General features: G+C 62.3%; 29 protein-coding genes. 1 reads left to right on the top strand and 28 read right to left on the bottom strand.

Annotation, left to right across the window (positions count from 1 at the left end; translation table 11 throughout):
* Positions 1-2 precede the first annotated feature (2 nt).
* From MPC4_RS19895 to MPC4_RS20020, 26 genes are all read right to left on the bottom strand, one after another.
* Positions 3-863, bottom strand: a complete 861-nt coding sequence (locus tag MPC4_RS19895; protein WP_174514058.1) for a hypothetical protein — start codon at positions 861-863, stop codon at positions 3-5.
* Positions 864-866: 3 nt separating this feature from the next.
* Entirely contained in the window at positions 867-1,268 is a 402-nt protein-coding gene (locus tag MPC4_RS19900; RefSeq protein ID WP_174514059.1) for a hypothetical protein, read from the bottom strand.
* Positions 1,269-1,273: 5 nt separating this feature from the next.
* Positions 1,274-2,302 carry a major capsid protein gene (locus MPC4_RS19905; RefSeq protein WP_174514060.1) on the bottom strand — a complete coding sequence of 343 codons (1,029 nt, stop codon included), beginning with the start codon at positions 2,300-2,302 and terminating at the stop codon, positions 1,274-1,276.
* A gap of 168 nt (positions 2,303-2,470) precedes the next feature.
* Entirely contained in the window at positions 2,471-3,136 is a 666-nt protein-coding gene (locus MPC4_RS19910; RefSeq protein WP_174514061.1) for a head decoration protein, read from the bottom strand.
* Positions 3,137-3,156: 20 nt separating this feature from the next.
* Positions 3,157-4,452: a S49 family peptidase gene (locus MPC4_RS19915; RefSeq protein ID WP_174514062.1), complete on the bottom strand. Its 1,296-nt coding sequence runs from the start codon at positions 4,450-4,452 to the stop codon at positions 3,157-3,159.
* Positions 4,453-4,572: 120 nt separating this feature from the next.
* Entirely contained in the window at positions 4,573-5,502 is a 930-nt protein-coding gene (locus MPC4_RS19920) for a hypothetical protein (protein ID WP_174514063.1), read from the bottom strand.
* A complete protein-coding gene (locus MPC4_RS19925; protein ID WP_174514064.1) occupies positions 5,502-5,840 on the bottom strand; it encodes a hypothetical protein in 339 nt (112 codons plus the stop codon). Before MPC4_RS19925 ends, MPC4_RS19920 begins: the two co-directional genes overlap by 1 nt.
* Positions 5,837-7,564 carry a phage portal protein gene (locus MPC4_RS19930; protein ID WP_174514065.1) on the bottom strand — a complete coding sequence of 576 codons (1,728 nt, stop codon included), beginning with the start codon at positions 7,562-7,564 and terminating at the stop codon, positions 5,837-5,839. The genes MPC4_RS19925 and MPC4_RS19930 overlap by 4 nt, the downstream gene beginning before the upstream one ends.
* Entirely contained in the window at positions 7,561-7,785 is a 225-nt protein-coding gene (locus MPC4_RS19935; RefSeq protein ID WP_174514066.1) for a gpW family head-tail joining protein, read from the bottom strand. Before MPC4_RS19935 ends, MPC4_RS19930 begins: the two co-directional genes overlap by 4 nt.
* Before the next feature lie 13 nt (positions 7,786-7,798).
* Entirely contained in the window at positions 7,799-8,398 is a 600-nt protein-coding gene (locus MPC4_RS19940) for a hypothetical protein (protein WP_174514067.1), read from the bottom strand.
* Positions 8,395-10,434, bottom strand: coding sequence for a phage terminase large subunit family protein (locus tag MPC4_RS19945; RefSeq protein WP_174514068.1), 2,040 nt, complete (start codon positions 10,432-10,434; stop codon positions 8,395-8,397). Before MPC4_RS19945 ends, MPC4_RS19940 begins: the two co-directional genes overlap by 4 nt.
* On the bottom strand, positions 10,431-11,045 hold the full coding sequence (locus MPC4_RS19950) for a MarR family transcriptional regulator (protein ID WP_174514069.1): 615 nt from the start codon (positions 11,043-11,045) through the stop codon (positions 10,431-10,433). Before MPC4_RS19950 ends, MPC4_RS19945 begins: the two co-directional genes overlap by 4 nt.
* A gap of 119 nt (positions 11,046-11,164) precedes the next feature.
* Complete coding sequence (locus MPC4_RS19955) at positions 11,165-11,695, bottom strand: hypothetical protein (protein ID WP_174514070.1); 531 nt, start codon at positions 11,693-11,695, stop codon at positions 11,165-11,167.
* Positions 11,692-11,877, bottom strand: a complete 186-nt coding sequence (locus tag MPC4_RS19960) for a hypothetical protein (RefSeq protein ID WP_174514071.1) — start codon at positions 11,875-11,877, stop codon at positions 11,692-11,694. Before MPC4_RS19960 ends, MPC4_RS19955 begins: the two co-directional genes overlap by 4 nt.
* A gap of 102 nt (positions 11,878-11,979) precedes the next feature.
* Entirely contained in the window at positions 11,980-12,852 is an 873-nt protein-coding gene (locus MPC4_RS19965; RefSeq protein ID WP_174514072.1) for a hypothetical protein, read from the bottom strand.
* Positions 12,853-13,345: 493 nt separating this feature from the next.
* Positions 13,346-13,828, bottom strand: a complete 483-nt coding sequence (locus MPC4_RS19970; protein ID WP_174514073.1) for a hypothetical protein — start codon at positions 13,826-13,828, stop codon at positions 13,346-13,348.
* Positions 13,829-13,872: 44 nt separating this feature from the next.
* Positions 13,873-15,648 (bottom strand): DNA primase family protein, encoded by a 1,776-nt coding sequence (locus tag MPC4_RS19975; RefSeq protein ID WP_174514074.1) that lies wholly within the window; start codon positions 15,646-15,648, stop codon positions 13,873-13,875.
* Positions 15,645-15,980 carry a hypothetical protein gene (locus MPC4_RS19980; RefSeq protein ID WP_174514075.1) on the bottom strand — a complete coding sequence of 112 codons (336 nt, stop codon included), beginning with the start codon at positions 15,978-15,980 and terminating at the stop codon, positions 15,645-15,647. The genes MPC4_RS19975 and MPC4_RS19980 overlap by 4 nt, the downstream gene beginning before the upstream one ends.
* Before the next feature lie 284 nt (positions 15,981-16,264).
* Positions 16,265-16,516: a hypothetical protein gene (locus tag MPC4_RS19985; RefSeq protein WP_174514076.1), complete on the bottom strand. Its 252-nt coding sequence runs from the start codon at positions 16,514-16,516 to the stop codon at positions 16,265-16,267.
* A 19-nt stretch (positions 16,517-16,535) separates the two neighbouring features.
* Positions 16,536-16,847: a hypothetical protein gene (locus MPC4_RS19990; RefSeq protein ID WP_174514077.1), complete on the bottom strand. Its 312-nt coding sequence runs from the start codon at positions 16,845-16,847 to the stop codon at positions 16,536-16,538.
* Positions 16,844-17,674, bottom strand: coding sequence for a ParB/RepB/Spo0J family partition protein (locus tag MPC4_RS19995; protein ID WP_174514078.1), 831 nt, complete (start codon positions 17,672-17,674; stop codon positions 16,844-16,846). The genes MPC4_RS19990 and MPC4_RS19995 overlap by 4 nt, the downstream gene beginning before the upstream one ends.
* A complete protein-coding gene (locus MPC4_RS20000; protein ID WP_174514079.1) occupies positions 17,661-17,876 on the bottom strand; it encodes a hypothetical protein in 216 nt (71 codons plus the stop codon). The genes MPC4_RS19995 and MPC4_RS20000 overlap by 14 nt, the downstream gene beginning before the upstream one ends.
* Positions 17,873-19,072: a DUF7146 domain-containing protein gene (locus MPC4_RS20005; RefSeq protein WP_174514080.1), complete on the bottom strand. Its 1,200-nt coding sequence runs from the start codon at positions 19,070-19,072 to the stop codon at positions 17,873-17,875. Before MPC4_RS20005 ends, MPC4_RS20000 begins: the two co-directional genes overlap by 4 nt.
* Positions 19,073-19,077: 5 nt before the next feature.
* Positions 19,078-19,299 (bottom strand): hypothetical protein, encoded by a 222-nt coding sequence (locus MPC4_RS20010; RefSeq protein WP_174514081.1) that lies wholly within the window; start codon positions 19,297-19,299, stop codon positions 19,078-19,080.
* Positions 19,299-19,814, bottom strand: coding sequence for a GcrA family cell cycle regulator (locus MPC4_RS20015; protein ID WP_174514082.1), 516 nt, complete (start codon positions 19,812-19,814; stop codon positions 19,299-19,301). Before MPC4_RS20015 ends, MPC4_RS20010 begins: the two co-directional genes overlap by 1 nt.
* A gap of 122 nt (positions 19,815-19,936) precedes the next feature.
* Positions 19,937-20,353, bottom strand: a complete 417-nt coding sequence (locus MPC4_RS20020) for a hypothetical protein (protein ID WP_174514083.1) — start codon at positions 20,351-20,353, stop codon at positions 19,937-19,939.
* Positions 20,354-20,427: 74 nt separating this feature from the next.
* Here MPC4_RS20020 and MPC4_RS20025 point away from each other — a divergent pair, with 74 nt between their 5' ends.
* Positions 20,428-20,760 (top strand): hypothetical protein, encoded by a 333-nt coding sequence (locus tag MPC4_RS20025; protein ID WP_174514084.1) that lies wholly within the window; start codon positions 20,428-20,430, stop codon positions 20,758-20,760.
* Positions 20,761-20,766: 6 nt separating this feature from the next.
* On the opposite strand, the gene MPC4_RS20030 is transcribed toward MPC4_RS20025, so the two are convergent.
* Together MPC4_RS20030 and MPC4_RS20035 are read right to left on the bottom strand one after the other, a co-directional pair.
* Complete coding sequence (locus MPC4_RS20030) at positions 20,767-21,012, bottom strand: hypothetical protein (RefSeq protein ID WP_174514085.1); 246 nt, start codon at positions 21,010-21,012, stop codon at positions 20,767-20,769.
* Complete coding sequence (locus MPC4_RS20035) at positions 21,009-21,158, bottom strand: hypothetical protein (RefSeq protein WP_174514086.1); 150 nt, start codon at positions 21,156-21,158, stop codon at positions 21,009-21,011. Before MPC4_RS20035 ends, MPC4_RS20030 begins: the two co-directional genes overlap by 4 nt.
* Positions 21,159-21,266: the final 108 nt, after the last annotated feature.

A 21,266-nucleotide genomic window follows, 5' to 3' on the forward strand; every position in this document is an offset into this window, starting at 1 on the left:
GTCTAACCCGCGAGCGCGGCGATGAGGCCGCTATTGCCGCCGCTGCTGAAGTCCATCGCGGCGGATGCGGCGGCGACGGCGTGCACGCCATCCGGATCGGTCGCGGACGCTGTGCCGTCGAGATGAGTGTAAATGTCGATGCCCTGAAGCGGCGGCGGGAGCGCGGGGGCGCCGGGAATGAGCGGAAGAAGAGATGCACAGAGCAGCGCGCCGGATGAGCCGGGCGCCAGGCCGCCGGCGACGCTCGCGAGAGGCTCCGGCAACGCCGCGACGGGCGCCGGCCAGACTTCCGCTTTAACCTTGACGTGAAACTTGATGGTGCGTGAAGCGAGTCGCAGCGTGCGGTCGGCGGCGCGCTGAGGGTCCGAATGGATCATCCGCGTTTCCATGGCCACCTTGTTATAGAGGACGGCCGTCGGCGCGCGGTTTTTGATGGTCAGAATATAACGGACCTGCGCCTCGAGGAGATCGAGCATCGCCTCATGCTGGCGATCTGTGACCGGCGCTTCGAGCGTTCCGATCGACTGGATGGTTCCATCAGGCAGCTCGATCTGCATGACGCCGGAACCGGCGATCATGGCCTCGATGACGAGGGTGACGACCTCCTCCGCCGCTGGATATCTGACATCCCCGTAAGGCGATGTCTGCTGTTCTTCCGTGTAGACGACCAGCAGCGGGTTGTTCTCCAGCGCCGCGAGAGCCGCGGCGATGGCCTCGGGGCTTTCCGCCGCGGCGATGAGATCGACGCGGCTGTCATCGACGCGCGCGCCCGCGACGGTCGGATAAGGTCCGGTCGCGATGGTCGCGGACGGGCAAAGCGCCTCGATCGCGGCAAGGCGCAGGGCGAGACGCGCGAGCGACATGGGTTAGCCGACGAGATTGACGAAACAGCGCAGGATCGCGGCCTTCGTCGGCGTCACATGCGTGACGCGCCAGGTCTTGCCCGAGCTTTGAGATACGATCAGATCCGGCGCCTGCACGGCAAATCCAGGCACAAGCTGGTCGGGCATGATGTCGATGCGCGGCTCGCTTGCATTCGTGCCCGGGCGCTGGTCCGTGCGCGCATCATAGGCGCGCATGATGGCCGGCTTCATCGGCGGATCGAGAAACACGCCGTTGAAGGTTGCCTGGGCGCGCGCCGGGTCAGGAATATCCGGCGCGTTCCTGTCCGCGCCCTTGATGCGCGGCAGCAAGGTGAAAGGCTCCGACATGACCTCGCCGACAGACGCGGCCATGTCGAGGACTTCCGCCATAAAGAGCGACGCCACGAAGCTTATGCTCCGGCGCGGGCGCTGGCGAGGGCCTGCGGCTGGACGCAAACAGGCAGCGGATAGGAATAATATTCGAGGTCCGCCCACATATTGCGGTCACGATCCATCACAACCCAGCTGTACATGTCGCGGCCGGGCGTATTGACGAATTCGAAGGTCTCCGCAGGGGCCATCGCCCATTGGAAGATGCCCGCGCCGATCGGGAAGATTTTCGCCTTGTCGGTCGCGATGCCGATGGCGCCGTCATCCGTCCCGCGATAGTTGACGAAATTGATGTCGCCGTAACGAAAAGCCGTCCACGCGCGGCCGAGGTCATTGCGGAGGTCCGCCGCCGACGCCCAATTCTTGTAGGTGTTGAGCACCTCGGAATTGCTCGTCAGCTGATCGTAGAATTGATCGCCGCAGAGCGCCACGATGTCAAAACCCATGCCGCCGAGGCCCTGCAAATTGCGGGTCATAGTGCGGCGGATCGCGGCGCATTTCAGGCGGATGGAGCCCTCGGGAAGCGTCAAGTTGGCCAGATCGAAACCGACCTCGGCCGGGATGGTCTGGCCGAATTCTGTCGCCCAATTATAGATTGTCGAGCCGTCCGCGTCGGTGACAAGGCCCTGCACCATGCCGAGCAGCCAGTTTTCCTTGGTCAGCGCGAAGTCCTGCTTGATCTTCATAGTGCGCCGTCCGATTTCGATTTGCAGCGTCTTCAGCTCCGTCTGCGAGGCGAAGGCGCGGATGCCCTGCAGTTCGGAGGCTGTGATGCGCGAGGCGCGCGCGAGGCGGCGCGTCTTGAACGGGCGCGCGTCCCGGATATCGCCGCTCTTCTGCGATGGCGGGGCGCCACGCGGAGACGTCTGGATCAGCGCGGGCGCATTCGCGCGCGCCTCGATGAAGATATGCTCCGTCGAAACCGGGACCGGCGTTACAAGGCCAGGAATGCTCTGGAGCGTGGTGGGAACGTAACCGGCGCGATCAACAGCCATGGTCATTTCGATGGCCGAGAATGCATTTTGCGTAAAGACGTCCATCGTCAGCATGGCTGCGAAGTCCTTTCGACTGGATTTTGATCAGATTGACGGGATGGCCTGATTGCGGGTTGAGTTCCTCGCGCATTAGCGCGATGGGCCGGACCGATCAGACCTTTCTGTTGCGTGCGTAAGACGCCCGCCATCACCTCACGGAACACCCCGGCCCCGATCTGGAATTTAGCGAACGATGATGCCGAGGCGGCGCAGCTGGTTGACGCCCTCGGCGATCTGCGCGGCGGTCGCGCCGGCTGGCCAGGTGAGATCGGCGAGGCGAACCTGCGCCGTGCGGACGATCGCGGCGGCGGCCTGCGAGCCGGCGCCAAGATCCACATCGCCGAACAGGATGCCCGCAACGATCTGCAGGCCATTGACCGCACCGAAATTAAGAGCATCCCATGTATCGCCGGTCCCGACCGGGCGACTGATGGTGACAAACCAGCGATCGCCGATGGTCATCGTGCCGGCGCTCGACAGCAGGAACTTGATCTGGTTGTTAAATGTGGTTCCGACCAGACCCGCGTCGACTACGATGCCGTTCGGATCGATGACATCGAAAGATGCGGTCGCGCCCGTGGCGCGCAGGATGACCTCGTAAACGCCATCGATGGCCGTGGCGGCGATCGGCGCGGTGGCGTCCATGACGAGAGCGCCTGTGCCGACATTGCCCGTATCGGCCGCGACGGTCGCGGTCTCGGCGCCGGGAACGCCGCTTTTACCCAGCACCGTGCCGGGGGTCTTCGCCGTCAGATTCGAGATCATGATCTGATCGCGCGAATAAAGTCCCTCTTCCTCGCTGACGATAAATGCGCCGGCGTGGAGGTGTTCTGTCAGGACGGTCGTCATAAAAGCTCTCCGTTACGTTTTTAGCCTGGAATCACGAACGCCCTGTTCGATGCGGCAGCTTGCCGATTGAGGTCCGTGTAGATTTTGTCCCAGCCCGACGCCGCTTCGGCCCCGGCGGCGGCATCCGCATCCGGATTGACATCAGGGACCGGCACGGCCAGGCGCGGCCTGGCCGCGGCCTGTTCGGAAGCCGCGGCGGCGGCGGGCGCCACCGCGGGAGCCTTGGCGAGAAGCGCCGACGCCGCTTCGGGCGCCATATCCGTCTCAAAGGCGAGATAGTTCGCCAGATCAGCACGGCCTGTCGCTTCCGGCGCATTGAGGATGGCCTGCGTGCGCGCCCGTTCCGCCGCGCGGGCCTGCGAGGCCGCGGAAGAGGTCGCCGCGGCCAGTTCAGCGGCGGCGTTGGCAGTCGTTTGTTCAGTCATGTTGGCTCCGCTCAGAATGACGTTTTTGGGAGTTGAATCGTCGAAATAGGCCATCGCGTCGTCGAAATCGCCGACCCTGTCCGCAAGGCCCGCGTCGACCGCGCGCTGGCCCATGAAAAGTCCGGCCTCGGTCGCGCGCACGGCCTTTTCCGGCAGCTTGCGGCTGGCGGCGACATGCGAGACGAACAGGTCATAAAGATCATCGACGCCAGCCTGGATCCGCGCGCGGGCGTCCGGTTCGAGCGGCGTGAAGCTCGAATGATCGCCTTTGTAGGCGCCCGCCGTGATCAGCGTCGGCTTGAGGCCAGCACGGGCGATTGCCTCAGAGCGATCGACATGCAGCCTGACGACGCCAATCGATCCGAGATTGGCGGACGGCGCCGTCACGATATGGCTCGCGCCGGCGGAGATCGCATATCCGGCGGATGCTGCGAGCCCGCTGACGTAAGCGACGACAGGCTTTTGCGCCGCCGTCTGACGCACGATCGCGCCCGTCTCCATCGCTCCGGCCGCTTCGCCGCCGGGCGAATCGACGTCGAGCAGAATGCCGCGCACGTTGGGATCGGCGGATGCCTTGCGCAGCTGCTCGGCGAGGCCTTCATAGCTCGTAAGCCCACTCGAAGCGCCTATCCATGACCCTCGATTGACGAGCTCGCCCATCACCGGGATGATGGCGACGCCATCCTGCATGCGATAGAGATTGGCCTTCGAGCCATCGTCGAGCGTTCCGGTAACGGGACGCCCTCGAAAGGCGCTGGCCTCAGCCGGCGGTTGCATCGGATCCACGCCGAAGCGATCGGCGAGGTTGGAGGCGATGGCGATCGCGGTCTCCGGCATCAGCAGCAGCGGACGGTTGAAGAGCAGTCCGGCGACGCGGGCGAGTTCTGTCACTTGTTTGGCTCCGCTGTTCCGCCTGGGCCTCCGTAGAGCTGCAACCACTCTATCCTGAGCTGCTCATAGGAAGTGCCGAGTGAGTCGGCGAAGGACCTCAAGAAGGCTTTCTCGAAGGCATTAGGGCTCTCCGTCTGATGTGGCGGCGTGTCCATCGTGACTTTTGTCCCCGGCGGTATCACGGCGACGCGGGCGAGTTCTGTCGGCTTTAACGCAGACGTTTCGAGACTTCAGAACAACGCCCGAAGACTTATCGCCGCGCCACACTGAGGGGACCCACGTATAATGAGCCTCTGGGTCACCATGGCGGCTGATGCGAAGATAGCCAATAACATGATGCCATCGGACACCACGCCCCATATCGCATGTGACATCCTTGCGAGAGGCCGAATTTTTCGGGAGGGCAAGTTTTACCTCATTAAAGCTGAGGAGTGGCGCTTTCCCGCGCTTTCGGCGGCTCTTCTGAAGCTTATCGCCCCATCTGAAATTCGCACTATGAACAGCGCCTGGAATATTCAGGAATGCGCAAATGGCAAAGATCTTCGATGAGATATAAACTGCATACCCCTCATTAGCCTTAGAATTGATGTTTTTGCAATGAAGTACATTGTATTTGTACTTACCATGATGGAATGCATATTCCCCACAAAGTACCGGTATCGCTCCATATCTTTCATTTTTAGAAAATAGAACAAATGAAATACCGTCATCCACATCTGTCAACAAGGCACCAACGCGGATGCCATCTTCGTTCCATTCGAACCAACACATAGACGCCGGCAGACGCGCGTATCGCTTTGCAATATCGATGCTTTCATAATCTTCAAGAATGCTAGCTGCACTCTCTATCACAGCATCATCGAAAACAAACAGTTGTGCTTTCGTTTCCGCTTCTCCAGCAATAGACAAAACAGTCAATGGATGCGGCGGCGAAGAATGATTCTCATCCCAAGGGCGGCGCAGCGCCTCACATGCGAGAAGGCGTAAACTTTCCATTTGCGCGTCTTTAAGCGCTGGACATTCAAAAACAGTGTCTGCGAGTATCGCCATCACGCAGCCTTTCCGAAGAAGAGATTGCGATGCAAGTCCGCTTTGCGAGCATTGAGGCGGTCTAATTCCGCCTGAAGGCCTGGAATACGCAGCTTCTGCAAGATGGCCTCGTTAAGCACCGCACTGGTTTTTTCGATCTCGGATGAAAGGAGATGGTAATCCTTGATCGGATTGAGGAGGCGATCCTGATCAGCCGCATCGATCGCATCACGGTGATATTCGCTCATCTCTCGATATTGCGGCTCCGTACTATCAACACGCGGGCGCGCCAGAGAAAGGCTGGCGAGGATGAAAGAGATAGCCGCAACGACGGCAATTACGATTTCAAAATTGTTCATTTGTTTGGCTCCGCTATTCCGCCAGGCCCCGCGGGACCTTCAGCCTCTTCCGAATCCGGCTTCGGCCCCTTCGTGCTCTGCACAGCGGCGACGAGCGACATGCGCGTCAGGCCGCGCTCCTTGAGATCGGCTTCCTCGTTGGCGATCTGGTCGAGGGTGTCCTCGTAATCATCGCCCTGCTCCGCGCACTCTTTTTCGAGCGTCGAAAACATGCCTTCCATGCGGAGCGTTGCGCCTTCGGCTTCCTTGACCGGATCGACATAACCACGCCCAGGCCCGATCCATCTGGCCCGGGTGAAGGCGCCCGGCATGGCGAGGAAGGCCTCGAGATCATCGAGCGGAGGTCCGCCGTTGTGGCCAACAAGCTTCGCGCCCTTTGGCAGCTTGAGATAGCCCTTGTCGAACGCCTCCTCGAGGAAGGCGTAATAGATCGGCGTCACCACCTGCTCGACGAAGACCGCCGACATGCGCTTGACCGCCCGCCAGACCTCATTCAGCGCCGCACGGGCGGAGGAATAATTGGTCTTGGACCAATCCATGCTGAGCTGCTCGTAAGAAATGCCGAGCGCGGCGGCGATGGACCGCAAAAAGGCTGTCTGGAAGCCATCAAAGCTCGCCGTTTGACGCGGCGTCGAGTTCATCGTGACCTTTGTCCCAGGCAGCATCACCGGGATGCGCTGGCCGCCAACGATGGCCGGGTTCTGCGAGTAGTAGCAGACCATCTTGTCGGCATAATCCGAGACCGACGGCGCCATGCGCTGCTGCACCTCGCTCGTCGGCAGATCGGTCTCGACGAAGGCCGTGAACAGCGCGTTGACGGCGGCGCTGGCGAGTTCCGAGTCGGCGTGCTTGCCGATCATCCGCAACCGCTGGATCAGCGAGGCAAACGGCGAGATCGCGCGTGTCTGGCCCTCCCGATCCGGCTCGAAGCCATGAATGAAGACCGGACGGCCCCAAGACGTCTCGCGCGGGACGCGCGTCCATGTCCAGGCGAGCTCCGAGGCCCACCAATCGCCGATATGGGCGTTGCGGACGTGATAGGCGATCGGAGCGCCGAAAAGGTCCATCTCGACGCCGCCGCGCAGGGTCAGCTGCTCATAGACGCCGTTTGGATTCGAGAGCCGGTCCGGATCGACCGGAAGCACACAGGTCGAATAGCGCTGTCCGGGCGCGTCACGCCAGCTCATCACGGCTGTCGTCTCGCCGGCGACGATCCACGTTCGCGCCAGGAGCCGGAACAAGCCATTCATCGAGACGCGCCGCTGCGCGTCGCAGAGATAGCGCGGATCTTCCGCGAAGAGACGCCATTCGGACTGGATCGAGCGCGCGAAATCGCGCAGCGCCTTCGGATCCTTGATGCCAAGCGCCAGGCCGTCCGGCTTCGCTGAAAGACGCAGGCCGGGCCCCACGACGAGATCGACGAGGCGATCGACCGCGGCGCTGGCGATCGGATCGTTGCGAATGACGTCGCGGACACGGGCGAGCGTCAGATCCTTGGCGGGAAGGATCGTGCCGTCGGCCGAGGACCGCGTTGGCCACCAGTTGGCGGTGTCCTGCGAATCGATGCCGCCGGCATGATAGGCCTGGTTGATGTAGCCGGAGCCGCCCATGGGCACGACGCCAATGGAGCCAAAGCCGCCAATCGCCTGCGCGCGGATCACGTCAATCTCGGCCGATGGAATCGGGCGGCCGTTCTTGTCGAGGAGGCCCGGAGCTTCGCTCAACGCGACCAGATCGTGTTGATGGCGCCGATCGTCGGCGCGCCGGCGATCTGGGCCCGAAGCTGGCTGATATAGGCCATCAACTCAGGGATTGTGATGCGGGTATATTTAGCCACGTAGCCGTCAGCGATGATCTCGTTTGCGCTTTTGCCCATCTGGCGAAGATGCAAGACGGCCTGCGCCTGGCAAAGCATCTGTTCCAGAGTTAGCGGCTGCTGAATCATCGGGAGGCAATTCTCATGTGCGAGAGTTCAGCGTCGAAAATTGTGATAATACGGAAACGACGCAGACGGCGCGATGCAGCCGGGCGTCCATCGCCGCAGGTTTATCTATGAAATCTTTGATCTCGGACGTCACATCGCCTCGATGCTTATGTCCATCATACATCTTTTCCGGTCTAGCTTTTTCACGCCGAAACCGCTTCACACGATATTCAAGAAGTTGCGGGGTCCAATTGACAATCTTCGCTAATTTGCTGACAGATTCGCCGCCATTTAGGGCATCGGAGAGCCCGCGAAAAACTTCATGCCGCGCGAGAGCATTAGCTTCAGGTGACGCGAGATTTCTTACCCACCAAACAGCGCGGCGCTTGACCAATTTAGTGAATTCACCTTCCTGAAGCTTATACGTAGCGATTTTCGCATCAATATCGATAATCGCCTTATTGAGAGCCGCGAGTTGCGTTCGCGCAGCCGGAAGTTCATTTTTAAGGAAATTGTCGACGGGCCATCCCTTCTCTTCGAAGCGGCGAGCCCGGCTATTAATGTAGCCTTGAACGCACACAGACCTACTCAACAACTTTTGTCTTTCCGCGCTAAGTCTTTCGATGAGCGTCATTTCAAGCCCTGGTTCAACGCCGCGAATTTCGCAAAAATGTCGGTCTTTGACGCCGTGCCGTCGAGATTCGTGTAAATGTCGACGCCTTGCAGCGTCGCTGGCTGCGGCAGAGGCCTTTCCGGCGGCGCTGATAGCTGCGTAAACAGGTTTGGCCGCCAGGCATCGTCCGGAAGGCCGCGAATGCGGGCGATTTGCGCCCATTCATCGTCCGTCAGCGACGAAAGGCCGAGATATTCGGCCGTGGCGAGGTTGTAGATGCGGCAATCGAGCAAGTGATTGTCGCGCTCGGAGGCTTTGAGCTTCCAGAACTTGCGAATTTTTCCGCGAACGACGTCGTCAGCGAGATATTCCGCCGTGATCTGCCGGAAATAGGTCTCATCGAGCCAGCTTCCGAAGTGGCAATAGCCTCCCGGATCGCTTGTGCCGCCGGACCGCAGCCCTTCCTTGCGCAAATCGGCGTAAAACGCGCCTTTCAGCGGCCATGTGCCGACCGGCCAGAGCTGGCAGCCCTTTTTTACCTTGTGGCCTGCTAAATCGATGTCGACGAGGCTCGGCGTGCCGATCGGAGGCTTGCCCCATCCGTCGCGACCATCGACGGCAAGAACGGTGTCGCGGCCGGTGATGTCATGCAGACGTTGGTTCTTGCGCACCCAGGCATAGACGACATGGCTTCGGTAGCCAGAATCGATCGCAAAGGCGTCGAGACGCCGTTTGCGGCCAAATGCGTCGGGAAATTCCCGGTCGATAGTCTGCGCCGCCAGTCTCTCGAATGCGCCGCCGTCAAAGCTCTCCGTCCCGCCGTCGATATAGAACGCGTCGACAACCCAACTTTCACGGTTCGGCGCGAAAGCCGTGATCTCGACCCAAATGCCGCGCATCTGGACGTCAGCCGCGCCAACCAGCATGAGGCCGCGCGACGGCACGTGACCACGGGTTATGCCTTCCTCACGACGCTCCAGGAGACGTTTATGGTCCGGCGCATCGCCTTTGATCTCGTAAGGCAGCCCGAGCCAGAGATTCCAGAACGTCTTGAGCTTCTGCGGATCGTCGCCGGCCGAGATATGCGCCTTGGCGATCTCATCCCAGGGCACAAATGGGCTCGAAAATGTGTCGAAGTGGTAGGAGGGGAACGCGCCGGGTCGCGGGTTGGTCGCGATCCAGCGGCCCCTCCGCACGAGCGCCTTCTTTTCGTGCGCCTCGATGATGGAGCCACAGCACGGCGCGACATAATGCGCCTGGTGCGGGAAGGTCTGCTCGAAACGAAAATACGCTCCGAATTCGAAGACAAATTCCTCCCGACAATGCGGGCATGGCACATGCCAGCGGCGCTGATCGCCGGCGGCGTAGCGCGCCTCGATCTTCGAGGCGCCCTTGATCGTCGGCGTCGAGATGTCGACTTTCTTCCAGTCGCCGGACGAAAGGAACGACATCAGGCGCCCGTCCGAGATCTCGATTGGATCGCCCTGCCCGTCGAGATCGTCCGGATACTGGTCGATCTCGTCGCGCAGCAATTTCTTGATCGTCTTCGAGCGAAGGTCCGCCGCGGAGGTGGCGATCGCCAGCGTCAGCGACCCGCCGGGATATTTCTTCGAATAGGTCGTCGAGCCTTCCGATGAGCGGGAGGTCTGCGGCGCGACCTTGCGCTTCAAGGCCTTGGTCGATTCGATGGCCGGCTGCAGCTTGTCGCGGTTGAAGTCCGACAAGGCGGCGTCGGTCGGCTGCACGATCATCATGCGGCATGGGTCGCGATCGATCGAATGGCCGATGGCGGCGATGAGCAGCGTGGTGAAGCCGGTCTGTGCGGACTTCATCGCGGCGATCTGGTTGGCGCCCGAATCAGGCCCGAGCAGGTCGAGCGGCTCCTTGATGTAGGGCGTCAACGCCAGATCCCATGCCGCCCCTGCCTGAGGGCCGTCTGGAACAACGAGGTTTTCTGTCGCCCATTGCGAGGGCGGCATGGGAACGGGCGGCGATAGGACGTCGGCGAAGGCGTTGGCCACGACCTCGAGGGCTGAGCGCTTGAATTGGAGCGTCACGCCGCGTCGGCCTCTTCATCTGGCGCCGGCGCATTGACGCCATTCTCAGCGAGCTTGCGCAGTTCGCGCTCGATAGCGGAGCGAAGATCGCGGGCGACAATCTTGAGGACCGCGCGGGCGCCGAGGGCGCCATCTTTGCCGACGGCTGATGCGAGCTCATCGGCGCGGCTTGGGAGTTGATCGAGGACGCGCACGATGCCCTCGGCGCATATGCCGATTGCGGAGGCGATGTCCTCGACGGGCAACAGCTTCTTGAGCCGCTCATCGAGATCGAGCTTGGCGATGTCCGCCTGGTAGGCTGTGCGTCGCGCTTGCTCGCGGGCGAGAATCGGGTCTGAACCATTGCCGGATGGCGGAGGCTGATGCGTCGCGCCGGCGCCGTTCATCGTGCGGATGGCGTCGCCGGTTTCGCCGACGGCGCGATCATAGGCCGCGATGTTGACGAGTTTAGTCCCGCGGGCGCCGGTGCGTGTTTCCAGAGAGCCAAGTGATTCGAGGCGCGAGATGCGACGCGAAACTGCGGCCTTGTCGACGCCCTTTTGGCGAGCGAGATCCGACACAGAGATCCACAGGCCATCGCCAGCGTCGGCGTTGACGGCTGTTGATGTCAATGTTGACCCCGTTGACCCTAAAAAATCAAAGTCTTGCTAGAGAAATTCCGGACTGCGGCGGCGGCGCAGCTCATTCGGGAGGGGGGAAGGACCCGTGAACCACAGATCCACGCCGTATCTCACCCTACCGACTTCAGCAGATGTTTGAGCACAGCGGCAGGCACAACCCCCTGCGCCGATGCGATGAACACCTCAGCCGCTTTGTCTTTCACCAGCTCTTTCGGCAGCGATGGCCCGTACAGCTTACGGATAGGCAATCGCTTATCCGTCAGCCTTGCGCGAAACCCGTCGACGCCGAGCCCAGGCATCCCAAACGAGCGCTTGAAGACATGATCGACGCCCCATGTGCGCGCATCTATCGCATGCCCGGTGTCTTTCACCGGGAATTCCTTGATCGGAATGCCCTTGCCCTTCGCGATGATCTGATAGGCAAGTTTGCCAGGCGCGGCGCGCGCATAGCCGCGTCCCGAATCCTGCATCCTCGACGTGATCGAGGCGTATTTCGTCACGCCCGTCTGCGTCTTCAGCGCGCGCTGCACTTGCGTGCGCACCTTGTCGCCGCCTTCGTTCAGCCCGCGCGCGATCGCCAGCGGGATCGCCGTCTCGAACCGGCCGGCCTTGCTGATCACTTTCACCCGTAGCGCGATCACCGGCGCAGGCTCATCCGCGCCGCGGCCAAACGCGATCCGCTCACCAGCGCCCGCGCATCCTCGACCATGGTGCGCGTCACGAATCGCGCGGCCTCGGCCATGCGCGCCTTTTCGAATTCGCCATCCGCCAGAGACGACACAACACGGCCGATCGCCGCGCGTCTCTCAGCGCATCGGCACATGGTCGCCTCCTCAAACGCGCAACAAAAAACCCGGCGCGGGAAGCGTCGGGTTTGAGTAACCTTTTAAAGCCTGCATAAGGTGCGCCAAACTCCGCCCGCAAGTCAAGCGGTTTTTTGCGCCCTTCCCCGCCCGCGCCTCTTGACGGCCGCGACCACGCAAGACCAGGTCAAATCCGGCAGCACTCGTGGCAGACGAATATCGCCTTCCCATGGCCGAATCACCCGCGGCGACGCCAAAACCTCATGCTCGCTCAGCGTCTCTCGCAAATCGTCAGTCAGCACATCCATCGCGAATCGCCAGATCTCATATTCGCCCCGCGCGACGCCCGCATCGACAGGGCACGGATCGAGATAGCGTTTCTGATACGCGCCCGCGACCGGCCTTTTCGCTGTCTGCGAGTATCCGTCCGCCTCGACCTCATAGGGCGTATCGCTCACCGACGTCGTGATCATCTTGCGCACAAACCATTTCGGGCGCCCGTTCGCGCCGCGCACAAGCCGCGCCTCAGGCTTGTCGGCTTGCCACACCGGGCAACCGCCCATGATCGCAAATTTGAAAATCAGCCGGCTTGGCGGCGTTCGCAACCGCCGCGCGCCATCGGCGTCGCGCACGGTCAGGCGATCCACGGTCGCGGCAACCGCCGCTTCGCCCAGGACGCCCATATCGCCCAAATCCGAGAACGGGCTCCAATCCTCCGGCAAGCCCAATTCCAGATCATCCAGCGCCGCGACAGCCGCCGCGATCGCAACGGCATCCGGATGCGGCGCGCTTTCCGCGCCAGCGATCGGCACGACGCCCCACTGGTTCAGCCCCGCCTCATCGATGATCGTCAGATAGTCGCCAAATTTCGAGACGCCGCCCCATCCGGCGCGAAACCCCGTCGCGATCGCGCCGCCCCGCGCCTGCTCTTTCGGCAACTCCTCACGATACGCCCAGCGCAGCAGCGCCTCAATCTCAACCCGCTTTTTCGCCATGTCGCATCCCCGATCCGTTTGCGAGGGTCGCGAGGGTCCTGCGAACACTTCGCCAAAACCCTCGCAGCACTTTTCATCAATCTTTTCAGTATGTTCCAAACAGTCTGCGAGGGTTGCGAGGGTTTTTCTCGCGTATACATAAGGAAATTTCAAAAAAAGCTTCTTTTCCCGAAACCCTTTTTTCTCATATATACGCGCGCGAAACCCTCGCAACCCTCGCAAAGACTTTGCATATTATTGTTCTATTTATCGTTTTTGCCTGCGAGGGTACGTTCTAAACCCTCGCAAGACCCTCGCGACCCTCGCAGAAAAATCGCCGTTTTCGTCCAAATCGAGAGCGAGCGGGAGCGCTCAGCATCCATGCGTTCCAAAATGCGACCCCTCGACTGACTTTTGGCCAAAAGGAGGGTGAGGCCTCACGCTCGCCGAGGAGGTCCTGTGGCGAGGAAGGTCTTTGCGAAGGCAAGGAGACCAAAGGCGGCGCTTCGCGTTTTCATGCCTTGACCATCCTACTCGCGTTGATCTCCGCCGTTCCCGAGATACGCCCACGCAAGGAATTCAGGAGCTCGTCATCGCTAATAGTGATGTCGTCGGCAATCATGTTCATGAGTTCGGGCTCGCAGCTCTCCGGGATATGCACGATGGTGTGCTTTCCAGCGCCGGCGCACCATCCGAGCTCAAGATGAGCGCTTCGGCCACAAGGCATGACGAGAACACAGGTGTCGGCCCAGCGCATCGCCCGGAAATCAGAATTGAATCCTTGGGCCGCTACAGCAGATCCGAGCAATTTATCCCTGTAGGCGCTTGGGTCCCAAGTTTCCCAGTTGGCATCGATATCCAGCCAGCGGAAGCCATCCTTCAAACCAAAGAAAGGCGATCTGAAATCGTAAACTTCGTGGCCTTCCTGTCGAAGCATATCGACAATCCGGGGTTGATGTTTGTTTCGCCAAGAAGAGGCGACATAAATGCGTTTCATTTAGCAATCTCCTTCCATTTGACCACACTCATCGCGACCATCCTCTATTCCCAACCGGGGATGCGGGGCTCGGCGTCAGGCCGCGCAGGCACATCATGCAGCCTGCAATCGACATAGCGCCTCACACGCTCGTCCAGGCGCTTGAAGCGCGTCTTCATCACCTTGGCGAATTTCGCCTCGAACACATGCCGCCGGGCGGACGCCATGGACCATGAGACATAGGCGTCATACATCGTCCGCGCCGTCACGCTGCCGCCCGCCCACACCTCGACGCAATCCGAGATAAAATCCGAGATCGGGTCCATTTCGCTGCGATACTCGGCCGTCGCCGCCCGCACCGAATCCGGCATGTGAAGCCCGCTTTCGATAAAGCGCATCGCGCCCTCGATCAGCCAGTTCAGAATGCCCGGATATTCCGGCGCGAAACCGGCCAGCACATCCTCGAACTCGCGCCGCTTTTCCTCCGGGATCGTCACCGGCCAATGCACCACGGCCATGCGCCGCCAGATGCCATTGTCCGTGCCGTCGATGCGCGGATAGCCGTTGCCGCTCATGTGGCATGAGAAGATCGGCGTAAACTCGAAATAGCCCTTGAACAGCGTGCGCACAGGGATCTTCTCTCCGCCCGTGAGTTTCTTCACCAGATCCTCATGCAGCGGCTTGTCGGCCGGCAGCTCCAGCACGCGCAGCGCTCGCGCGCCATAGAGCCGCGCCAGGTCGGGCGAGGCGCCCCCGGCGCTGCGATCGCCCTGCCCCGTGATGCTTTCGGCCGGCAGACCAACCGCCAGCGGGCCCAACACGCGCATCAGCGTTTCCAGAAACACGCTCTTGCCATTGGCGCCCGAGCCATAGTGAAACACCAGCAGCTGCACGGTGCGGCCGATCAGGCCGAGGCCGGAAAAGGTCTGCACGAATTCCCGCACGGAGGCGTCGGGCAAGAACTCCTCGAGGAACGCCAGCCATCTCGGGCACTCGGCCTTCGGCTTGTAGGCCAGCGGCACGAATCGCGTCAGCATGTCTTCGCGCCGGTGTCCATCCCGCACATCAAGGCGCACCTTCATGCGCTCGACGTCAGGGTCGGGACATTCCAGATCCTTTTCGCGCACAAACTCCAATGTGTGCTTGCGCGTCGAAAACAGGAATGGATTCTTGTTGAAGTCGTCCGGCTCGACCGCGCAGAAAGGCGCGGCGCAGATCATCATCGCCTCGATGCGCGATTTATTCTTGCTCGAGACGGCGAATTTCCGCCGCGCGATTTTCCGCTTTTTCAGAGCGTCGCGGGCGGCATCGCCCTCGTCAATCACGCGTTTCAAAACGCGGGCGCGCGCAACATCCTCATCGCTCCAGTCCGCCTTGCGCTTTTCCAGCGCGGCGAGATCATCATCGGCCTGGTCGGCCTCGGCGATGATCTTTTCCTCAAAAGGCGTCTGCGCCATCACATCGGCCTCGAGGCCGATGCGGCCGCCGAGCTTTTGCGCCACGGCATGCGCATAGAGGTTGCCGCAATCAATATCCCAATGGGTTGACACCCAGGCCGCATAGCTCGGCGTCTTGGCGTCGCCCTGCTTCAGCACGCGCAATTCCGAGCCGAAATGCGCCAGCAGCCTTTTGCCATTATCCGTGTCGGAATGGTCGAGCTCACAGCAGCGTTTGAGCGCCTCGGCATCGACCTGTCGCGCATCGGAATCGGATGGCCCCAATTCCGTGCCGTCGTCAATCTCATCGGCATGATCGAGAGGCGTCGACATGGCATGCGGGGGTTCGCGGGGCGGCGCGCCCTCGACCATGGAGGCAATGCGCGCGGCTTGTTCAGGCGTCATTCGTCACCAGACGGCGGAGCCGCAACGTATATCCGAGCGATTCCAGCCGCCAGGCAGGCCGCGCGGCAGCTTTCGCAGGCATAGCTATGCCCTTCGAGATAAATGGCCCCGCCCCGCGCCGCGGATCCGGCCGCTTTGAGCGCCGCGATCTCGGCGTGGCTGCTCTGTCCGCACACGTCGTGGCAAAGCTCATAGCCAACGCCGGTCGGCAGGTCTTTGCGAGGGCAGACGGTCTGCGGGTTGGCGCAATCATTCTCGCCAACGAACCGCGAGCCATCCAACCCCACGATCGTCGCGCGCACGATCTGTTTCGCGCAAGGCCCGCGGCTCATGAATTTCTCTTGTCAAGCCCGCAGGAACGCAGCGCGCGGAACAGCAGGTCATTGCGAGAGCCGTGATCAGCTCATCATCCTCGCCGGCCATCACCGCGTTCAACGCCGTATCATCAGAGCTGACCTTTCCCTTTTTCCATGCCGCGCGCAGCGCACCCGCGAAAGGCGGCGTTTTTTTCAGCGCGACGGCATAGTCGGCTGTTCCGTCGCCATGAATCCCAATGTTCGCAATTTCCATAATGCCGATGGTTCGGGCGCGATTAGCGTCGCCGCCGGGAAGCAGATCAAAGGTCACCCGAATCATTTTTCTTTTCCCCCAACCCAGCCTCGATCTCATCGGCGAGCGCGCGCCAGTCCCGCGCGTTGCGCTCTTCCAGCGCCGATTCAGCCGTCGAAATAACAAGGGCGCCGCCCGTCTTCAGCCCGATCATCGTCCGGCGGTCTTCAGCGCGCGCCGCAGCCGCTTCCGCCCGCGCGCGCAAGACCTTCGCCGCGCCCTCGCAAATCGCTAATTCCAACAGGTCCGGATTGCTCATTCCGCCGCCTCCCGCGATCTCACCGTTTGGTCACACCCAGATATTTAAGGGGCCACGTTCTCGGCTCGTCGCAGCCATCAAACATAACCCAGCTAAACTCACCGTTTCGCGCGAGAAGCGTCCCGCGCGCGGGCGTTGTCAGACCACAGGTCCGCACCCGCGCGCCGTCGATCAGCTCTTCGTCGCGCTGGCGCATCTGCGATAATCGGTCTTCAAGTTCCGCGATTATCTCTCTGAGATGAGCATTCTCGCCCCTTAGAATTCGCGCCTCTTGAGCCGCCCCGCGCCGCAGATCGGCAATTAAAGGAGGAGGCAATTCCACCGCGCTCACGCGATCGCCTTCCGCCTCAGCGCCGCGTCAAGATGACGGACGATCGCGCAATACAGCAGGTCCGCCGCCTTCGCGGCCCCGGGCTTCTTCGCCTTGAAGAAAGCCTCTTCCATCTCCCCGGCGAGATCGATGTTTTTGAAAGCGCCCGTCAGCCGCGCGTCCTCGCGCCAGGCAGGATTATCGTAAAGCACAGCGGCGACGGAGGCGATGATCTTCGCCTGCAACGCGCCGCCCTGTTCGCTTTCCGAGGCGACAATGGTTTTCAGCGCCAGCACCGTCAGATCGCGCCCATATTGTGCGAGGCACTTGCCGACCGTGCCGGAAGCCATGGTCTCGCCCGGCTTCAGATCCTTGGAGGCCATATAGCTTGCGACGATCGTGACGCCGGCGGCGCGCGATGCGGCGTCGATCGCCAGCGCCTCCGGGTCGCCGGCGGCGCGCGACGCCCGATAGATCGCCAGCCGGTTGACCTTGACCGTGCCGGCGTTGATCGCCCGAAAGCTTTCGGCCTGCTGCTTTCGATCAGCCTGGATGATCAGGCAAGGCACGCTGTCTATGCCGATCGTCAGAGCCGCCGTCGTGCGATGCTGCCCGTCCACGATCGCATAGGCCCCGCCCTGCACCGGACAGACGACGACAGGCGCGAATTTCATCCATGAGAAATTCGCCGCGATGCCCCGGACATTGGTCTTTCCGGGCCCGCTGATTTCGCGCTGATAGGTCTCGTCGACAACAAGCTGCGCGATCGGCAGCCAGCGCAATTCAGGCACCGGCCCAAAATGCTCCGGCGGCGTCACGTTCCCTTTCATGGCTTCAATCGGCCGCATAGACGCCTCCCTCGATATATTGGTCGAGCTCTGCCGGCGCCGGATGCGCGTCCATCCCGCCGCGCCGGCATAGCCGATTATAGATCTGCGCCTCGCTTCGATTCAGCAGCCGCGCGATGGTCGCGGTGTCGAAACGGCAGCGCCAAAGCGCATCAACCGCATAGTCGACATCCAGCGAGTCAGGTTGCTCGAAAATGCTCATGGCTGACCCATCCCTTCGATTTGCCCGCGCGCCAGATCATTGTAGTCAGACCCTTCGGGCGCCATGCGCACCTCCGTCGGGCATCCCGCGCGCGACCATCTGCGCCGCGCGCATTCGAGCCGCGCCATCGTCACCAGCGGATCGCTGTCGCCATCGCCAAGAATGATCGCCTTTGCCGCGCCAGCGGGCGGCATCAGCCCCGGCGCGTCCGGGTCGGGCTCCTCGCTGGGTATCCATCGGCCCGGCTTGGTCGGATGTCTGGACGAAAGCCCCAGAGCCTTGCCCGAGATATTGCCGAGATCGCCGGCCGCCCAGGCGCAATAATTGACGCCGAAGCCGCGATGCACGGCCAGATAGACCGTCTCGACCGTCTCAATTCCTTCGCCGCAGAGAAAGACTCTTTCGCCGCTGCCCTCATGCCAGTCATGCAGCCGGATCGCGCCGCCCTGCTTGCCGCCGCGCATCTTTTTCGCCGGCAGCGGCGCGCCGTCAGCGGCCAAAATCTCGGCCTTGCCCGACGCCTCGCGCGGCATCTCCGCCGTTCCGAGGCGTGGATCAAGCCAGGTCCGGTGCAGCCCCAAAAACCGCCCGTCTGGACCCTGAATCGCCGCCAGCATGCACGGCCCGCGATGCACGATCGAAGGCTTCGCGCCGGCGTCTTCCGGCGCATGCCAATAGGGCTCGGCCGCCGAAAACCGCAGCGCCTTTGAGCGCACGGGATCAAGCCCGCGATGCGCGAAATAGGCGTCGACCAGCGTCTCCGCCACGGGCCCGGCGTTTTGCCAGATCGCATAGGCTTTCGCGCGCTCATCCTCGGCCAGCGCCTTCGCCCGCGCGTCATGCTCGGCGCCGCGCGCCGCGCGTTCTGCTTCCATCTTCGCGGCGGCTTCGGGATCGCGCACAGCCTCGGCCCCGCACATCGAGGCGAGCGCGGCCTGAAAATCAAGCCCGTCGAACTGCTCGAGGAAAGTGAAAGTGTCGCCGCCGCAGACGCTTCCGCGCGCCAGGCATCCCCATGTCGAGGTCTGCGCATTGACCCACAACGGCCATTTGCCGCGCACCGGATTGCAGATGCACTGCCCTTCGCGGATGCCGCGCGAATTCGCGCGTTTCAGCTTCGTCCGCTGGTCGATGATGTCATCGAGCGGATTGAGCGCCTTCACCTGCGCCAGATCATCCCGCGAAAGGCGCGCCATGACGCTCATGCCCGGGGCGCGCGATTGAGGCTCAGCCCGCAATCGGCCAGGACCTCCCGCAGCATGGCGCGGGTCTTTTCCTCGCCGAGCACGCGCCGCGCCGCCTTGATATTGGCTGTGATGGCCGAGCCGCAGAACAGCCACGCCAGCTCCGGCGTCGCGCCCTCGACAATCGCCGCGATCTCGCGTTCCTGCTTGTCGTGGATCTCGAATATTTCCAGCGCCATCAGTCCCTCCCGATCCGGCCGGCGGCTGACGCGCGCGGCTTCGCATAGGCCCGCGCGGCATGCGCGGCGCAGTAAGGTCCGGCGCCAGGCCGCGCCGCGCCGCAAAAGCGGAAATCCTCGACGGCCGGTCCGCCGGATGGCCAGCGGCACTGATGCGCGGCCAGTTCCGCGAACGGAACGCCCGGCCCCTCGACGAGCTCGGCGACAGGCGCCGGTGCTTCCAGCGCAGGCCGCATGGTTGGCTTGGGCGCCGGCTTTGGAGCGGGTGGTTTCAGCGCGGGGACGCGTCTGACGGGCGGCGCGGGCCGCGCGGTGGGCGCGGCCAAGGCCGTAGCCTTTGCCTCACCCCTTCGCCCGGGTCTGCTGTTGAAATGCAGCCCGCACCGCAGGGCGGCGCCAATCAGGGCGTTGCGTGAAAACACGCCGCCAAAATGTGCGGCGGCCTCCCCCGCGCTCGCGCCTTTCGCGATCAACCCTTCAAGCTCCGCGATGCGCTCATCCGACCAGCAAGCCATCACTCATCCCCCGATCCGGTCAGCGGCGAGCGCGAACCACGTCGCGGCCGAGAGCGCGGCGGCGGACACTACAGACAACCCTTTCGCGCAAAGCCGATAGAAATCCGCCAACAAAAGCCTCATCAAAGCCGCTCCTGCAGCTCGCCGAGTTCGGCGGCGATGCGCGCCAGCTCGACAGCCAGACTTTCACGCCGCGCGGCGCGCGCCGCCGTTCCCAGCCATTCGCAGCCCGGCAGACAGATCGCCAGAAACTCAGGACCATAAGCGCGCACGAGGCGGCCGAAGGCCTGCAGACTCGGGCTTGCCGTTCCATCCAGCCATTTCTCAACCGTGCGCTCGGAGATCCTGATCCGCGCCGCAACAGCCGCCGCCGTTTTGACCGGGTGACGTGTTGCAAAAAAGTGACCCCAAACTTGGGTGTCGATTGGCCCTGACTTCCGCATGAAACTCTCCGATGCTTTGGACACCGAAGACGACACGCTCTGGTCAGCAGCGCCGGAAGGGAGAGCAGAGAGCACGAAACACGTCGAGCTACGCATGGAACACATCCCACAATGGCCAAAGAGCGCGCCAACGCACAGCGGCCAGCAACAACCTACGAGGATCAACCCGAATGAACGCGGAGATCACGCACTCCGAGACGGAAGAGATCGAACTGTTGAAAGGGCGGATTCTGGTTCTCGAAACCGCTCTCGGAAAACTGGTGTGGCGCTGCGCGCGTCTCGCGCCAAAGCCAGCCGGATGGCTCGCGCGGCTGCGCCTCGCCCTCGGCGGCGCGCAGCAAAACTGGACGATCGCGCCGCCGCTCGGCAAAGCCGCCATGCGCGAAGCCGATGACCGCCTCGGCGAAATTCTGCACGCACTGCATGAAGGCGAGCTCGCCTTCTCGCCGCAAAACGCAGTCCCGCGCGAACAGCCGCGCCTGGATCACGGCTCATGGCTGTGACGGCGCTCATCCCAAAACCTCGACCAGGCGCGTTTCCCGCATCAAGGCGAGGATTTGCGCGGCGGCGTAGACCTCGCCAAGCTCGATCGCGAGATCGATCCATTCGCCGCGAAGATCCTGCGGAACCCAGCCCGGCACGCGATTTCGCGCGCGCATGCGGCGCGACAGATAGGCCGTATCCCCACATTTGAAGCACGGCCCATGCGGCGGCGCGCCACAGGCCTGCGGCTGCGGACAGTTCGCGCGGCTCATGGTTTTTGCCCCGGCGCTGTGCGCCCTATGACGTCCGCCATCAAGGCGCGCAGATTGCGCACGAACAGGAGCTCCAGAAGATGATCATCGGGAAGGTCCTGCTGCCGCGGGGCGAACAGCGGGTAGTTATAACGGACCGCAATCATCCGCGGCCGGGATCGCAATCATCGCAAGTTCCGGCCCACAATCATTGCAACTAGGCCCGGCGCTTGGGACCACAATCATTGCAACTGGACCCACATTGATTGCAACCG

Source organism: Methylocella tundrae (assembly GCF_901905185.1).
Lineage (GTDB): Bacteria > Pseudomonadota > Alphaproteobacteria > Rhizobiales > Beijerinckiaceae > Methylocapsa > Methylocapsa tundrae.

Excerpts from the sequence above, each read along its gene's own strand:
- MPC4_RS19895 (WP_174514058.1), bottom strand. The coding sequence starts at position 863 with ATGTCGCTCGCGCGTCTCGCCCTGCGCCTTGCCGCGATCGAGGCGCTT.
- MPC4_RS19905 (WP_174514060.1), bottom strand. The coding sequence starts at position 2,302 with ATGCTGACGATGGACGTCTTTACGCAAAATGCATTCTCGGCCATCGAA.
- MPC4_RS19910 (WP_174514061.1), bottom strand. The coding sequence starts at position 3,136 with ATGACGACCGTCCTGACAGAACACCTCCACGCCGGCGCATTTATCGTC.
- MPC4_RS19920 (WP_174514063.1), bottom strand. The coding sequence starts at position 5,502 with ATGGCGATACTCGCAGACACTGTTTTTGAATGTCCAGCGCTTAAAGAC.
- MPC4_RS19925 (WP_174514064.1), bottom strand. The coding sequence starts at position 5,840 with ATGAACAATTTTGAAATCGTAATTGCCGTCGTTGCGGCTATCTCTTTC.
- MPC4_RS19935 (WP_174514066.1), bottom strand. The coding sequence starts at position 7,785 with ATGATTCAGCAGCCGCTAACTCTGGAACAGATGCTTTGCCAGGCGCAG.
- MPC4_RS19940 (WP_174514067.1), bottom strand. The coding sequence starts at position 8,398 with ATGACGCTCATCGAAAGACTTAGCGCGGAAAGACAAAAGTTGTTGAGT.
- MPC4_RS19960 (WP_174514071.1), bottom strand. The coding sequence starts at position 11,877 with ATGTGCCGATGCGCTGAGAGACGCGCGGCGATCGGCCGTGTTGTGTCG.
- MPC4_RS19965 (WP_174514072.1), bottom strand. The coding sequence starts at position 12,852 with ATGGCGAAAAAGCGGGTTGAGATTGAGGCGCTGCTGCGCTGGGCGTAT.
- MPC4_RS19970 (WP_174514073.1), bottom strand. The coding sequence starts at position 13,828 with ATGAAACGCATTTATGTCGCCTCTTCTTGGCGAAACAAACATCAACCC.
- MPC4_RS19975 (WP_174514074.1), bottom strand. The coding sequence starts at position 15,648 with ATGACGCCTGAACAAGCCGCGCGCATTGCCTCCATGGTCGAGGGCGCG.
- MPC4_RS19980 (WP_174514075.1), bottom strand. The coding sequence starts at position 15,980 with ATGAGCCGCGGGCCTTGCGCGAAACAGATCGTGCGCGCGACGATCGTG.
- MPC4_RS19985 (WP_174514076.1), bottom strand. The coding sequence starts at position 16,516 with ATGAGCAATCCGGACCTGTTGGAATTAGCGATTTGCGAGGGCGCGGCG.
- MPC4_RS19995 (WP_174514078.1), bottom strand. The coding sequence starts at position 17,674 with ATGCGGCCGATTGAAGCCATGAAAGGGAACGTGACGCCGCCGGAGCAT.
- MPC4_RS20000 (WP_174514079.1), bottom strand. The coding sequence starts at position 17,876 with ATGAGCATTTTCGAGCAACCTGACTCGCTGGATGTCGACTATGCGGTT.
- MPC4_RS20005 (WP_174514080.1), bottom strand. The coding sequence starts at position 19,072 with ATGGCGCGCCTTTCGCGGGATGATCTGGCGCAGGTGAAGGCGCTCAAT.
- MPC4_RS20010 (WP_174514081.1), bottom strand. The coding sequence starts at position 19,299 with ATGGCGCTGGAAATATTCGAGATCCACGACAAGCAGGAACGCGAGATC.
- MPC4_RS20015 (WP_174514082.1), bottom strand. The coding sequence starts at position 19,814 with ATGGCTTGCTGGTCGGATGAGCGCATCGCGGAGCTTGAAGGGTTGATC.
- MPC4_RS20020 (WP_174514083.1), bottom strand. The coding sequence starts at position 20,353 with ATGCGTAGCTCGACGTGTTTCGTGCTCTCTGCTCTCCCTTCCGGCGCT.
- MPC4_RS20025 (WP_174514084.1), top strand. The coding sequence starts at position 20,428 with ATGAACGCGGAGATCACGCACTCCGAGACGGAAGAGATCGAACTGTTG.
- MPC4_RS20030 (WP_174514085.1), bottom strand. The coding sequence starts at position 21,012 with ATGAGCCGCGCGAACTGTCCGCAGCCGCAGGCCTGTGGCGCGCCGCCG.
- MPC4_RS20035 (WP_174514086.1), bottom strand. The coding sequence starts at position 21,158 with ATGATTGCGGTCCGTTATAACTACCCGCTGTTCGCCCCGCGGCAGCAG.